Here is a 13,174-nt window from a genome sequence, read left to right on the forward strand (position 1 = left end):
CCTCAGCCGCTGGCGAGAAGTCTTTGTGCTTTGTGTTCTCTGCGCAGCGGATTCCGTTTTTTTTCGCGCGGCTGAAATCGTTGCAAGATATTAATTTTGTGAATACTTTCCGCTTCGCCGATTGCAATGGCGGGCGCTTTCAGGCATAACAGCGCAAAAGTGAGATACCAAAGATGAAGCGCGATCGGGAACCGATCGCCCAAGGAGTTGCCGTGCATTATCAACCACAACGTCACTTGCTGAAAGATCGCATCATCCTGGTCACCGGGGCCAGCGACGGGATTGGTCGTGAAGCGGCCCTGACCTACGCGCGCTATAGCGCCAGCGTTATCCTGCTGGGTCGCAACGACGACAAACTGCGCACCGTCGCCCAGGAAATTGAGCGTGAGGGTGGTATTCCCCCTCGCTGGTTTACCCTCGACCTGCTCACCTGTACGCCCCAGGCGTGCCAGCAGCTGGCGCAGCAGATCAGCATGCACTATCCCCGCCTTGACGGCGTGCTGCATAACGCTGGCCTGCTCGGCGACATCTGCCCAATGGAAGAGCAGAAGCCGGAGGTCTGGCAGCAGGTGATGCAGGTGAACGTTAATGGCACCTTTATGCTGACCCAGGCGCTTCTTCCTTTATTACTCCGTTCGGAATCGGGCTCGCTGGTCTTCACCTCATCCAGCGTCGGTCGTCAGGGCCGCGCCAACTGGGGCGCCTATGCCGTTTCCAAATTCGCCACCGAAGGGATGATGCAGGTGCTGGCCGACGAGTATCAAAGCCGCCACCTGCGGGTAAACTGTATCAACCCCGGCGGCACTCGCACCGGAATGCGCGCCAGCGCGTTCCCGACGGAAGATCCGCTGAAACTGAAAACCCCCGCTGACATTATGCCCGTCTATCTGTGGCTGATGGGTGACGACAGTCGTCGCAAGACGGGAATGACCTTCGACGCCCAACCGGGACGTAAACCAGGAATTGCCCAATGAGTGATGAACGCTACCGCGAACGCCAGCAGCGGCTGAAAGATAAAGTTGACGCCCGGGTGGCGGCGGCCCAGGACGAGCGCGGCATTGTGATGGTCTTTACCGGCAACGGCAAAGGCAAAACCACCGCCGCCTTTGGCACCGCGACCCGCGCCGTCGGCCATGGCAAAAAAGTCGGCGTGATCCAGTTTATCAAGGGGACCTGGCCTAACGGCGAGCGTAATCTGCTGGAGCCTCACGGCGTCGAATTTCAGGTGATGGCCACCGGCTTCACCTGGAACACCCAGGATCGCGACAGCGACACCGCCGCCTGCCTGGCGGTCTGGGAGCATGCCCGCCGTATGCTCGCTGACGACCAGCTCGATCTGGTGCTGCTGGACGAGCTGACCTACATGGTGGCGTATGATTACCTGCCGCTGGAGTCGGTGCTGAGCGCCCTGCGTGAGCGCCCTGCCCATCAGTCGGTGATCATCACCGGCCGCGGCTGTCATCGCGATATTATTGAACTGGCCGATACCGTCAGCGAACTGCGTCCGGTCAAGCATGCATTTGATGCCGGGATTAAAGCGCAGATGGGGATAGACTACTGAGGGCCTGATAGCGCGGAAGGAAGTAAGCGTTCCGGCGGCAAGTCACCGGAACGCATAACATTAACCGTTAGTCTTATTGCGAGTACTGGAACGACGGTTGCTGTTGTTACCCTGGCGCGGATTAGCGCTGGTCTGGCTGTGACGCTTCACCGCCCGACGGATCTGATTGGCTTTCAACCGCCGACGGTCTTTCTCGACGGCAACCTTAGAGCTGGTTTCCGGCGTGAGCTCCACCAGCTCGCGCAGGTAGTTGGTCTGCGCCAGGTCCAGCTCGGTATAGCCGCCGCGCGGCAGGCCTTTCGGCAGCAGAATATCGCCGTAGCGCACGCGGATCAGACGGCTGACCTGCACGCCGACCGCTTCCCACAGGCGACGCACTTCGCGGTTACGCCCTTCGGTCAGGGTAACGTTATACCACTGGTTAATCCCTTCGCCGCCGGTGAATTTGATGGTTTTAAACGCTGCCGGACCATCTTCTAACTGTACGCCGCGCGACAGCTGGCGCAGCTTATCATCATCCACCTGGCCGAAAACGCGAACGGCGTACTCACGCTCGACTTCACGGCTCGGGTGCATCAGGCGGTTGGCCAGTTCGCCATCGGTGGTGAACAGCAGCAGGCCGCAGGTATTCACGTCCAGACGACCAACGGCAATCCAGCGCGCGCCGCGCAGTTTAGGCAGACGATCAAACACCGTCGGGCGTCCTTCCGGATCGTTACGGGTGCACAGCTCGCCTTCCGGCTTATAGTAAGCCAGCACGCGGCAGATCTGCTCGGCAGACTCTTTCACCGAGATCAGATGACCATCGATACGAATTTTTAAACCAGGGACAATTTCCACACGATCGCCGAGGGTGGCGATTTTGCCGTCGACGCTGACGCGGCCAGCTTCGATTTTCGCTTCAATTTCACGGCGGGAGCCGTGGCCGGCGCGGGCCAGCACTTTTTGCAGTTTCTCGCTCATTGAGCTTCCTTAAGGTGTCGCCTTCCCAGGCGTCTGGTATGCTTTATGAAACAATGAGGCCAAAAGCACAACTCATTGTTACGTATATACTTTTAACGTAAAGTCTCGTCGGCGCGTTCAGGATATCCACCGCGAGCCCGTATTCGTGGCCGAACATACTACACTAACTTCGTCGGGAAAGCTTCTGTTCGCCGCGCCCCGTCTTTAGTATGGAACAGATTTTCCTCATTCTCCTGTGCCCATTCACGCATACAGATCTTTATCGGACAGCGCCCCCCTCACTACGCGCGCTCCTCAGCAACGGCCGGGCGCTGGCCAAGCAGCCAGTCGCGAAAACAGCGGTTGGCAGGCGCCAGCAGCGCGGTCTCGTGGTAAACCAGATGATAGGCCAGCGGACAGGCGATGGGCTGCGCCAGAGGATTAACCAGCCGCCCCTGCGTCAGCGCAGGCGCTATGAATGAGCGTCGCAGCAATGCCATCCCCATACCGGCGAACGCCGCCTCCGTCACGCCGTTGGAATCAGTGAACACCGGCCCACGCCGCGCGATGTGCGGCGCCAGCCCCACGGCCTCACACCACAGCGCCCAGTCTTCACGATGTTCATCGTGCAGCAGCGGATACTGCAGTAGATCGCTCGCATCGGTGAGCGTCCGGCGCGGAGCGATCAGCTGCGGGCTACAGACCGGCATCAGGTCGTCATCCAGCAGGCGGTAAGCCTGCAGTTCCGGCCAGCCGCCGACACCATGACGCACGGCAAAATCGATCCCTTCACTCAGCAAATCCACTCGCCGGTTGGTGGTGCCGATCTGGATCTCTATCTGCGGATAGCGTCGTTCAAAATCAGCCAGCCGCGGCAGCAGCCACTGAATGGCGAAGCCGCTGGTACAGCTGATAGCCACCTTTTCTGGTCCCGGGGGCACCTGCAGACGCTGGGTGGCGGCGGCTATCTGATGAAACGCCGGCTGAACGGCCCGCAGGTAGATCTCTCCCACCGCCGTTAACTGTAACCGTCGCGGAGTACGGATAAATAGCGGGACATTCAGCGTCTCCTCAAGGCGGGCAATCTGCTGGCTGACGGCGCTGGGCGTGACGCAAAGCTCACTGGCGGCCAGCTTCAGGCTGAGCAGCCGTGCCGCCGCCTCAAAGCAGCGCAACGCATTCAGCGGCGGGAGTTTCATGGGTATGGAACCTCAGTTAAGAAAAACTTAATCATGTAAGCATAACGCGTTTGTCGCACGCTGCACGTGGGTTCTACAGTTGACTTCCTTCGTGACTACAAGGAGTCAATCATGCGTGTTATCGACTATGGCCGCCTGCTGCTGCTCGCCGCCCTCTGGGGCGCCAGCTTTTTGTTTATGCGCATCACCACCCCGGCCTTCGGGGCGTTGAACAGCGCTTTTCTTCGCGTACTGTTCGCCGCTATCGCGCTCGGTCTGTTACTCGGCGTGCAGGGTAAATGGAGCGGGTATCAGGGAAAATTCACATCCACTCTGCAGCTGGGGGTCATTAATTCAGGCCTTCCTTTTCTCATGTACTGCCTTGCCGCGCAATGGCTGCCGGCAGGGTACTCCGCCACGCTTAACGCCACGGCGCCGATGATGGGGGTGCTGATCGGCGCGTTATGCTTTGCAGAACCGTTAACCCTGCGCAAAGGCGGCGGCGCGATACTGGGCGCCATTGGCGTGGCGGTGATCGCGCGCCCGACGTCTGGCCTTAGCGCCGCCCTGCTGCTGCCGGGGATTGGCGCCTGCCTGACCGCGACCGCCTGTTACGGTCTGGCCGGCTTTCTGACCCGCCGCTGGATCCAGCAGCGAGGCGGCCTCGAGGCTGAACGCGTCGCGCTGGGTAGCCAGGTCGGCGCCACGCTGTTTCTGTTTCCTTTCTTTCTCTGGTCCTGCTGGCATGGGCCTGCCATAGACTGGCGGCAGAGTCTGCCGTGGATAGCGATAGTCATGCTGGGCGTGGTCTGCACGGCGGCAGGGTATATTCTCTACTTCCGCTTGATTGCAGATATAGGGCCGCTGCGTTCGCTGTCGGTGACCTTTTTGATCCCACCTTTTGCGGCGCTGTGGGGCTATCTCTGCCTCGGAGAGACGGTGGAGAAAGGATTGATTCTCGGCGCGCTGCTAGTTTGTGTAGCGCTATGGATGATTATCGTGCCGTCGGGGCGAAAACGCGGGGTACCGGACGGCGCATGATGCACCGCCCGGCAGATAGCCTTAGAGAAACGGCCTCACGTCGCCGACGCCTTCGCGCAGCACCACCGGGGTGTCTTCAGTGAGATCGATAACCGTGGTCGGCTGCTGCCCAAGGAAACCGCCGTGAATGATGAGGTCCACCACTTTCTCCAGACGATCTTTGATCTCTTCCGGGTCGGATTCGGTAAAGTCGCTGCCGGGCAGCATCAGCGACGTGGAGAGCATCGGCTCGCCTAAGGTCTCGAGCAACGCCTGAGCGATGGGGTTAGACGGGACGCGCATGCCGATGGTTTTACGCTTCTCCTGCAGCAGCCGACGCGGCACCTCTTTGGTCCCCTTAAGGATAAAGGTATAGTTGCCCGGCGTGTTGTTTTTCATCAGGCGAAACGCCACATTATCCACAAAAGCGTAGGTTGACAGCTCGGACAGATCGCGGCACATCAGGGTAAAGTTGTGGCCGTCCGGCAGCTGACGAATGCGGCAGATCCGCTCCATCGCCCCCTTGTCTTCAATTTTGCAGCCCAGCGCGTAGCCGGAGTCGGTAGGATAAACGATCACCCCGCCCTTACGCACAATCTCCACCGCCTGGTTAATCAACCGCGCCTGCGGGTTATCCGGATGGATATAAAAAAACTGGCTCATACTTCCCTCTCAATTTTTATTCGGCGGCCGCTTCCCAACTGTGCCAGACGCCTTCCACGCCGGCAGGAAGCCAGAGCTTACGGCCAAGTTCGATCCACGCGCAGGGCTGATGAAAATCGGATCCCTGCGACGCCAGAAGACCAAACTGCACGGCCAGGGTGGCCAGCTGGGCGCGTTCATGGGGCGCCTGCTGACACTGGGCCACTTCCATGGCATCACCGCCCTGCTCGCTAAAGTGGGCCAACAGCCGCTTCAACCACTTGGCGGAGAGATCGTAGCGCCCGGGATGGGCAATCACCGCCTTGCCGCCAGAATGATGAATCACATCAATCGCTTGTTTTATTGTACACCACTGCGGCGGCACGTAACCGGTTTTCCCGCGGGCAAGGTATTTTTTGAAGACTTCCGCCATGTTTTTCGCATGGCCGGCCTCCACCAGAAAACGGGCAAAATGGCCGCGGGTGACGGCGCCACCGTCCGCCAGTCGCAGCGCCCCTTCCCAGGCGCCGGGGATCCGCGCCTTCTCCAGGCGCTCGGCAATCATCTGACCGCGCTGCTGGCGCCGCGCTTTCTGCTCCTCCAGCAGGGCGGTCATCGTTGGGTGCGCAATATCAATATTCAGACCCACAATATGAATCTCGTGATTCTCCCAAAGGGTGGAAATCTCGACGCCGTTCACCAGGGTCAAGGGTAATCCGGCGCGGGCGATCTCCTCCCGGGCCGCCGGGATCGCCGCCACGCTGTCATGGTCGGTGATCGCCAGGGTGCCGACGCGCATCTCATGGGCGCGATGGACCAGTTCCTGCGGAGTCAGCCGCCCGTCAGAGGCGGTGGTATGGCTGTGCAGATCGTAAATCACTGCGTATTGGCTGTCGCTCAAAAGGACTCCTGCTGGACATCAACGTAAATAAGCGCATTATCATACCGACAGGCAGAGAAAATCTGCAAACAAGGGTTGACTTTATTCCATCGAACTAGTTAACTAGTACGCAAGTTCACATGAAGGGGTATCACGATGAAAATGCACTTTATCACTCTGCACAGCTGGTGGCGCACCTCCTGACGACGGGCGGCGTGATCGCGTTTTGCATTCAGCATACAGATACCCGGCCCGCCAATGAGCGGGCTTTTTATTGGACAAAAATAATACGAACAGGCGAGAACAATAATGCAAACATCCAAACCGGCACTCGAGCTTCTCACCAGCGACGCCATCTACCGGGAGAACCCGACGGCGTTATTCCACCAACTGTGCGGCGCCCGTCCGGCGACGCTGCTGCTGGAATCCGCTGACATCGACAGCAAAGATGACTTAAAAAGCCTGCTGCTGGTCGATAGCGCGCTGCGCATTACGGCCCTTGGTGACACTGTCACTATTCAGGCCCTCTCCGCCAACGGCGCGGCGCTGCTGGAACTACTGGACGGCGCGCTGCCCTCCGGGATCAACAATCAGCGCCAGCCCAACGGCCGCATCCTGACCTTCCCGGCCGTCAGCGCCCTGCTCGATGAAGACGCCCGTCTCTGCTCACTGTCGGTGTTTGACGCCTTCCGTCTCCTGCAGGAGCTGGTGAGCGTTCCGGACAACGAGCGCGAAGCGATGTTCTTCGGCGGCCTGTTCGCCTATGACCTGGTGGCCGGTTTTGAAGATCTTCCCCAGTTGCAAAGCGACACCGCCTGCCCGGACTACTGCTTCTATCTGGCGGAAACCCTGCTGGTCATCGACCATCAGACCAAGCATACCCGCATTCAGGCCAGCCTGTTCACCCCGCTGGAGAGTGAAAAACAGCGCCTGGAGCAGCGCCTGAGCCAGCTGCGTCAGCAGCTGAACGAGCCGCCGGCGCCGCTACCGGTTACCACCGTGGCCGAAATGCGCTGCGACGTTGACCAGAGCGATGAAGAGTACGGCGCGGTGGTGCGCAAAATGCAGCGCGCGATCCGCGCCGGGGAAATCTTCCAGGTGGTTCCTTCCCGCCGCTTCTCTCTGCCCTGCCCATCGCCGCTGGCCGCTTATGATGTGCTGAAGAAGAGCAACCCCAGCCCGTACATGTTCTTTATGCAGGACAATGATTTCACCCTGTTCGGCGCCTCGCCGGAAAGCTCGCTGAAGTATGATGCCGTCAGCCGTCAGATTGAGATCTACCCCATCGCCGGCACCCGGCCACGCGGCCGCCGCGCCGACGGCTCGCTGGATCGCGACCTCGACAGCCGCATCGAGCTGGAAATGCGCACCGATCATAAAGAGCTTTCCGAACACCTGATGCTGGTGGACCTGGCGCGTAATGACCTGGCGCGCATCTGCACCCCGGGCAGCCGCTATGTCGCTGATTTAACCAAGGTTGACCGCTACTCCTTCGTGATGCATCTGGTCTCCCGTGTAGTAGGCGAATTGCGTCAGGATCTCGACGTCCTCCACGCCTATCGCGCCTGCATGAATATGGGCACCCTCAGCGGCGCGCCGAAGGTCCGCGCCATGCAGCTGATTGCCGCCGCCGAAGGTAAACGCCGCGGCAGCTACGGCGGCGCGGTGGGCTATTTCACCGCCCACGGCGACCTCGACACCTGCATCGTCATCCGTTCCGCCTACGTGCAGGAAGGTATCGCTACCGTCCAGGCCGGAGCCGGCATTGTGCTCGACTCGGTTCCCCAGTCGGAAGCGGATGAGACCCGAAATAAAGCCCGCGCGGTGCTGCGCGCCATTGCCCAGGCCCATCACGCGAAGGAGATTTTCTGATGGCTGACATTCTGCTGCTCGATAATATCGATTCCTTTACCTATAACCTGGCAGACCAGCTGCGCGCCAACGGCCATAACGTAGTGATTTATCGCAACTCCGTTCCGGCGCAGGCGCTGATTGAGCGTCTGGGCACCATGGACAACCCGGTGCTGATGCTCTCCCCGGGCCCGGGTACGCCAAGCGAAGCCGGCTGCATGCCGGAGCTGCTGACCCGTATGCGCGGCAAGCTGCCGATCATCGGCATCTGCCTCGGCCACCAGGCCATTGTCGAAGCCTACGGCGGCTATGTCGGCCAGGCGGGCGAGATCCTCCATGGCAAAGCCTCCAGCATTGAGCACGACGGCCAGGCGATGTTTGCCGGTCTGGCTAACCCGCTGCCGGTGGCGCGCTACCACTCGCTGGTCGGCAGCAATATTCCCGCCGGGCTGACGATTAACGCCAATTTCAACGGTATGGTGATGGCGGTGCGTCACGATGCGGACCGGGTGTGCGGCTTCCAGTTCCATCCGGAATCGATCCTTACCACTCAGGGCGCGCGGCTGCTGGAGCAGACCCTGGCCTGGGCGCTGCAGAAGCTGGAGCATACCAACACCCTCCAGCCGATCCTTGAGAAACTGTACCAGGCGGAAACCCTGAGCCAGCAGGAGAGCCACCAGCTGTTCTCCGCCGTCGTGCGCGGCGAAGTGAAGCCTGAGCAACTGGCCGCCGCGCTGGTCAGCATGAAAGTGCGCGGCGAGCAGCCGCAGGAAATTGCCGGCGCCGCTACCGCGCTGCTGGAAAACGCCGCGCCGTTCCCGCGCCCGGACTACCTGTTTGCCGACATCGTTGGCACCGGTGGCGACGGCAGCAACAGCATCAATATCTCCACCGCCAGCGCCTTTGTCGCTGCGGCCTGCGGGTTAAAAGTGGCGAAACACGGCAACCGCAGCGTCTCCAGTAAATCAGGCTCTTCTGACCTGCTGGCGGCCTTCGGCATTAATCTCGATATGAACGCCGATAAATCCCGCGCCGCGCTTGATGAGCTGGGCGTCTGCTTCCTGTTCGCGCCGAAGTACCACACCGGTTTCCGCCACGCGATGCCGGTCCGTCAGCAGCTGAAGACTCGCACCCTGTTCAACGTGCTGGGCCCGCTGATCAACCCGGCGCATCCGCCGCTGGCGCTGATTGGCGTCTACAGCCCGGAACTGGTGCTGCCGATCGCCGAGACCCTGCGCGTGCTGGGTTATCAGCGCGCGGCGGTGGTGCACAGCGGTGGGATGGATGAAGTTTCACTGCATGCGCCTACGGTGGTGGCCGAACTGCATAACGGGGAAATTAAAAGCTATCAGCTGACTGCCGACGACTTCGGCCTGACGCCTTACCATCAGGCGCAGCTGGCGGGCGGCACCCCGGAAGAAAACCGTGACATTCTGACGCGCTTGCTACAAGGTAAAGGTGAAGCCGCTCACGAAGCCGCCGTCGCCGCCAACGTCGCCATGTTGATGCGTTTACACGGGCATGAAGATCTGAAAGCTAACGCTCAGCAGGTACTGGATGTGCTGCACAGCGGCGCGGCCTATGACAGAGTGACCGCCTTAGCGGCAAGAGGGTAAATAATGCAAACCGTTTTAGCAAAAATCGTTGCCGACAAAGCGATTTGGGTGGAAGCCCGCAAACAACAACAACCGTTAGCCAGTTTTCAGAATGAGATCGTCCCGACGCAGCGCAATTTCTATGACGCGCTGGCCGGCACCCGCACCGCGTTTATTCTCGAGTGCAAGAAGGCCTCGCCGTCGAAGGGGTTGATTCGCGAGGATTTCGATCCGGCAGCGATCGCCAGCATCTACAAGCACTACGCCTCGGCGATCTCGGTGCTGTGTGATGAGAAATATTTCCAGGGCAGCTTCGATTTCCTGCCGATCGTCAGCCAGGTCGCGCCGCAGCCGATCCTGTGTAAGGACTTCACCATCGACCCTTACCAGATCTACCTGGCGCGCTACTATCAGGCCGACGCCTGCCTGCTGATGCTCTCGGTGCTCGACGATGAACAGTATCGTCAGCTCTCGGCGGTGGCTCACAGCCTGAATATGGGCGTGCTCACCGAAGTCAGCAATGAAGAGGAACTGGAGCGCGCCATCGCCCTGAAGGCGAAGGTGGTGGGCATTAACAACCGCGACCTGCGCGATATGTCGATTGACCTTAACCGCACCCGTCAGCTGGCGTCGCGTCTCGGCCCGGATGTCACGGTGATCAGCGAATCCGGCATCCATACCTATGCCGAAGTGCGCGAGCTGAGCCACTTCGCCAACGGCTTCCTGATCGGCTCCGCCCTGATGGAGCAGGCGGATCTGGAAGCGGCGGTTAAACGCGTGCTGCTCGGCGAGAACAAAGTGTGCGGCCTGACGCGCCCGCAGGATGCCCAGGTGGCCTGGGAGTCCGGCGCCATTTACGGTGGGCTGATCTTCGTCCCGACCTCGCCGCGAGCGGTGAATGACGCCCAGGCCAAAGCGGTGATCGCCGCTGCGCCGCTGCAGTACGTCGGCGTCTTCCGCAATGCGCCGCTGGAGGAGGTGGTCGTCCGCGCGCAGGCTCTGGGGCTGGCCGCCGTGCAGCTGCACGGTGATGAAGACCAGGCCTATATCGACGCGCTGCGCGACGCCCTCGCGGACAAAGTCCGCATCTGGAAAGCGCTTAGCGTCGGCGAAACCTTCCCGGCCCGTACGCTCCACCATGTCGACAAGTACCTGCTCGACAACGGCCAGGGCGGCAGCGGCCAGCGCTTTGACTGGAGCCTGCTGCAGGGCCAGGATCTGCGCAACGTCATGCTGGCGGGCGGCCTCGGCGCCGATAACTGTGTGGAAGCGGCCAAAAGCGGCTGTGCCGGACTCGATTTCAATTCAGGCGTAGAGTCGCAACCCGGGATTAAAGACGCCAGCAAGCTGGCCTCGGTATTCCAGACGCTGCGCGCATATTAAGGAGCAATAATGAGCACTTTACTGAACCCCTACTTCGGCGAATTCGGCGGCATGTATGTGCCGCAGATCCTGATGCCCGCCCTGCGCCAGCTGGAAGAAGCCTTTGTCAGCGCGCAGAAGGACCCGGCCTTTCAGGCGGAATTCACCGACCTGCTGAAAAACTCGCCGGTCGTCCGACGGCCCTGACCAAATGCCGGAATCTGACCGAAGGCACCCGCACCACCCTGTATCTGAAACGCGAAGATCTGCTGCACGGCGGCGCGCACAAAACCAACCAGGTGCTGGGCCAGGCTCTGCTGGCCAAACGGATGGGCAAAACTGAAATTATCGCCGAGACCGGCGCCGGTCAGCACGGCGTCGCCTCAGCGCTGGCCAGCGCCCTGCTCGGCCTGAAATGCCGTATCTACATGGGTGCCAAGGACGTCGAGCGCCAGTCGCCGAACGTGTTCCGTATGCGCCTGATGGGCGCCGAGGTGATCCCGGTGCACAGCGGCTCCGCCACGCTGAAAGATGCCTGTAACGAGGCGCTGCGCGACTGGTCCGGCAGCTACGAAAAGGCGCACTATATGCTGGGCACCGCCGCCGGTCCGCACCCGTTCCCGACGATTGTGCGTGAATTCCAGCGCATGATTGGCGAAGAGACCAAAGCGCAGATCCTTGAAAAAGAGGGCCGCCTGCCGGACGCGGTGATCGCCTGCGTCGGCGGCGGATCAAACGCCATCGGCATGTTCGCTGATTTTATCGAGGAAACCAACGTCGGCCTGATCGGCGTGGAGCCCGCCGGACACGGTATCGAGAGCGGCGAGCACGGCGCGCCGCTGAAGCATGGCCGCGTTGGGATCTACTTCGGTATGAAGTCGCCGATGATGCAGACCGCCGACGGCCAGATCGAAGAGTCTTACTCCATTTCCGCCGGGCTGGACTTCCCGTCCGTTGGGCCGCAGCACGCGTTTCTGAACAGCACCGGTCGCGCTGACTATGTGTCGATCACCGACGACGAAGCGCTGGACGCGTTTAAAGCGCTTTCCCGCCACGAAGGGATTATCCCGGCGCTGGAGTCCTCTCACGCTCTGGCCCACGCGCTGAAGATGATGCGCGAGAACCCGGAAAAAGAGCAGCTGCTGGTGGTTAATCTCTCCGGCCGCGGCGACAAAGACATTTTCACCGTACATGACATCCTGAAAGCGCGAGGGGAAATCTGATGGAACGCTATGAGACGCTGTTTGCCCAACTGAAAAATCGCCAGGAAGGCGCCTTCGTCCCCTTTGTCACCCTTGGCGATCCGGGACCGGAGCAGTCGCTGAAAATTATCGATGCGCTGATCGAAGGCGGCGCCGATGCCCTTGAACTGGGGATCCCTTTCTCCGACCCGCTGGCGGACGGCCCGACCATCCAGGGCGCGGCCCTGCGCGCCTTCGCCGCGGGAGTGACCCCGGCGCAGTGCTTTGAGATGCTGGCGGCGATCCGCCAGAAGCATCCGACCATCCCAATCGGCCTGCTGATATATGCCAACCTCGTCTTCAGCCCGGGCATCGATGCGTTCTATGCCCAGTGCGCCCGCGTCGGCGTCGACTCGGTGCTGGTGGCCGACGTGCCGGTGGAAGAGTCCGCCCCGTTCCGCCAGGCGGCGATGCGCCATAACATCGCGCCGATTTTCATCTGCCCGCCCAATGCGGATGACGATTTACTGCGCCAGATTGCCTCTTATGGCCGCGGCTACACCTATCTGCTGTCGCGCGCCGGAGTGACGGGTGCGGAAAATCGCGCCGCGCTTCCGCTGCACCACCTGGTGGAGAAGCTGGCGGAATATCACGCCGCGCCGCCGCTGCAGGGCTTTGGTATCTCCGCGCCGGAGCAGGTGAGCGCCGCTATTGACGCCGGAGCCGCCGGGGCTATCTCCGGTTCCGCCATCGTCAAAATCATCGAACGCCACCTCGATGAGCCGCAGACCATGCTCGACGAGCTGAAAGCCTTCGTCCAGAGCCTGAAGGCAGCGACCAAAACCGCCTGACCATCAGCCGCCTGGCATCGCGCCAGGCGGCGATTTCCACGCGTTACCTTCCTTTCCATGTCATCTTGCACGCCAACACATCAGACGGACCGATGATCGACACCTTGACGC

General features: G+C 60.9%; 12 protein-coding genes, 1 pseudogene and 1 other annotated feature. Of the genes and pseudogenes, 8 read left to right on the forward strand and 5 right to left on the reverse strand.

All coding sequences use genetic code 11. The annotated features are described in order from the left end of the window. Nucleotides 1-2: 2 nt before the first annotated feature. Nucleotides 3-218, reverse strand: coding sequence for a hypothetical protein (locus HMPREF1024_RS0126965; RefSeq protein WP_004148112.1), 216 nt, complete (start codon nt 216-218; stop codon nt 3-5). Between HMPREF1024_RS0126965 and HMPREF1024_RS08695 the strand changes: the two genes are divergently transcribed. Together HMPREF1024_RS08695 and cobO are read left to right on the forward strand one after the other, a co-directional pair. Beyond that, nucleotides 213-974, forward strand: coding sequence for a YciK family oxidoreductase (locus tag HMPREF1024_RS08695; RefSeq protein WP_004196459.1), 762 nt, complete (start codon nt 213-215; stop codon nt 972-974). The genes HMPREF1024_RS0126965 and HMPREF1024_RS08695 overlap by 6 nt on opposite strands. After that, on the forward strand, nt 971-1,561 hold the full coding sequence (gene cobO / locus HMPREF1024_RS08690) for a cob(I)yrinic acid a,c-diamide adenosyltransferase (protein ID WP_002901749.1): 591 nt from the start codon (nt 971-973) through the stop codon (nt 1,559-1,561). The genes HMPREF1024_RS08695 and cobO overlap by 4 nt, the downstream gene beginning before the upstream one ends. Before the next feature lie 60 nt (nt 1,562-1,621). On the opposite strand, the gene rluB is transcribed toward cobO, so the two are convergent. Beyond that, nucleotides 1,622-2,524, reverse strand: a complete 903-nt coding sequence (gene rluB, locus HMPREF1024_RS08685; RefSeq protein WP_002901746.1) for a 23S rRNA pseudouridine(2605) synthase RluB — start codon at nt 2,522-2,524, stop codon at nt 1,622-1,624. 281 nt (nt 2,525-2,805) lie between these two features. After that, nucleotides 2,806-3,702, reverse strand: coding sequence for a transcriptional regulator GcvA (gene gcvA, locus HMPREF1024_RS08680; RefSeq protein WP_004224275.1), 897 nt, complete (start codon nt 3,700-3,702; stop codon nt 2,806-2,808). A 111-nt stretch (nt 3,703-3,813) separates the two neighbouring features. On the opposite strand from gcvA, the gene HMPREF1024_RS08675 reads away from it, so the two are divergent. Next, on the forward strand, nt 3,814-4,722 hold the full coding sequence (locus tag HMPREF1024_RS08675) for a DMT family transporter (protein WP_009309101.1): 909 nt from the start codon (nt 3,814-3,816) through the stop codon (nt 4,720-4,722). 21 nt (nt 4,723-4,743) lie between these two features. Here HMPREF1024_RS08675 and HMPREF1024_RS08670 read toward each other — a convergent pair whose 3' ends face one another. Together HMPREF1024_RS08670 and rnm are read right to left on the reverse strand one after the other, a co-directional pair. Further along, nucleotides 4,744-5,364 carry an L-threonylcarbamoyladenylate synthase gene (locus HMPREF1024_RS08670; RefSeq protein ID WP_002901738.1) on the reverse strand — a complete coding sequence of 207 codons (621 nt, stop codon included), beginning with the start codon at nt 5,362-5,364 and terminating at the stop codon, nt 4,744-4,746. Nucleotides 5,365-5,380: 16 nt separating this feature from the next. Continuing rightward, the gene (gene rnm, locus HMPREF1024_RS08665) at nt 5,381-6,244 is read right to left on the reverse strand and encodes an RNase AM (protein WP_002901735.1); all 864 of its coding nucleotides are present in this window, start codon (nt 6,242-6,244) and stop codon (nt 5,381-5,383) included. Nucleotides 6,245-6,403: 159 nt separating this feature from the next. After that, nucleotides 6,404-6,499: a sequence feature (Trp leader region), on the forward strand. A 33-nt stretch (nt 6,500-6,532) separates the two neighbouring features. On the opposite strand from rnm, the gene HMPREF1024_RS08660 reads away from it, so the two are divergent. The 5 genes and pseudogenes from HMPREF1024_RS08660 to trpA all read left to right on the forward strand — a co-directional run bounded on the left by HMPREF1024_RS08660 (nt 6,533) and on the right by trpA (nt 13,063). Continuing rightward, nucleotides 6,533-8,095: an anthranilate synthase component 1 gene (locus tag HMPREF1024_RS08660; protein ID WP_004176488.1), complete on the forward strand. Its 1,563-nt coding sequence runs from the start codon at nt 6,533-6,535 to the stop codon at nt 8,093-8,095. Beyond that, nucleotides 8,095-9,690: a bifunctional anthranilate synthase glutamate amidotransferase component TrpG/anthranilate phosphoribosyltransferase TrpD gene (gene trpD / locus HMPREF1024_RS08655; protein WP_004148109.1), complete on the forward strand. Its 1,596-nt coding sequence runs from the start codon at nt 8,095-8,097 to the stop codon at nt 9,688-9,690. Before HMPREF1024_RS08660 ends, trpD begins: the two co-directional genes overlap by 1 nt. 3 nt (nt 9,691-9,693) lie before the next feature. After that, nucleotides 9,694-11,052 (forward strand): bifunctional indole-3-glycerol-phosphate synthase TrpC/phosphoribosylanthranilate isomerase TrpF, encoded by a 1,359-nt coding sequence (gene trpCF / locus HMPREF1024_RS08650; protein WP_009309102.1) that lies wholly within the window; start codon nt 9,694-9,696, stop codon nt 11,050-11,052. Nucleotides 11,053-11,061: 9 nt separating this feature from the next. Then, nucleotides 11,062-12,254: pseudogene (trpB, locus tag HMPREF1024_RS0126970) on the forward strand (tryptophan synthase subunit beta). Next, the gene (gene trpA / locus HMPREF1024_RS08645) at nt 12,254-13,063 is read left to right on the forward strand and encodes a tryptophan synthase subunit alpha (RefSeq protein WP_009309105.1); all 810 of its coding nucleotides are present in this window, start codon (nt 12,254-12,256) and stop codon (nt 13,061-13,063) included. The pseudogene trpB and the gene trpA overlap by 1 nt, the downstream one beginning before the upstream one ends. Nucleotides 13,064-13,174 lie beyond the last annotated feature (111 nt).

Source organism: Klebsiella sp. 4_1_44FAA, assembly GCF_000238715.1.
Taxonomy (GTDB): Bacteria; Pseudomonadota; Gammaproteobacteria; order Enterobacterales; family Enterobacteriaceae; genus Klebsiella; species Klebsiella pneumoniae.

What these genes read in the sequence shown, in the direction of transcription:
- HMPREF1024_RS08675 (WP_009309101.1), top strand. Translation starts at nt 3,814, where the DNA reads ATGCGTGTTATCGACTATGGCCGCCTGCTGCTGCTCGCCGCCCTCTGG.
- cobO (WP_002901749.1), top strand. Translation starts at nt 971, where the DNA reads ATGAGTGATGAACGCTACCGCGAACGCCAGCAGCGGCTGAAAGATAAA.
- HMPREF1024_RS0126965 (WP_004148112.1), bottom strand. Translation starts at nt 218, where the DNA reads ATGCACGGCAACTCCTTGGGCGATCGGTTCCCGATCGCGCTTCATCTT.
- gcvA (WP_004224275.1), bottom strand. Translation starts at nt 3,702, where the DNA reads ATGAAACTCCCGCCGCTGAATGCGTTGCGCTGCTTTGAGGCGGCGGCA.
- HMPREF1024_RS08660 (WP_004176488.1), top strand. Translation starts at nt 6,533, where the DNA reads ATGCAAACATCCAAACCGGCACTCGAGCTTCTCACCAGCGACGCCATC.
- HMPREF1024_RS08670 (WP_002901738.1), bottom strand. Translation starts at nt 5,364, where the DNA reads ATGAGCCAGTTTTTTTATATCCATCCGGATAACCCGCAGGCGCGGTTG.
- trpD (WP_004148109.1), top strand. Translation starts at nt 8,095, where the DNA reads ATGGCTGACATTCTGCTGCTCGATAATATCGATTCCTTTACCTATAAC.
- trpCF (WP_009309102.1), top strand. Translation starts at nt 9,694, where the DNA reads ATGCAAACCGTTTTAGCAAAAATCGTTGCCGACAAAGCGATTTGGGTG.
- rluB (WP_002901746.1), bottom strand. Translation starts at nt 2,524, where the DNA reads ATGAGCGAGAAACTGCAAAAAGTGCTGGCCCGCGCCGGCCACGGCTCC.
- trpA (WP_009309105.1), top strand. Translation starts at nt 12,254, where the DNA reads ATGGAACGCTATGAGACGCTGTTTGCCCAACTGAAAAATCGCCAGGAA.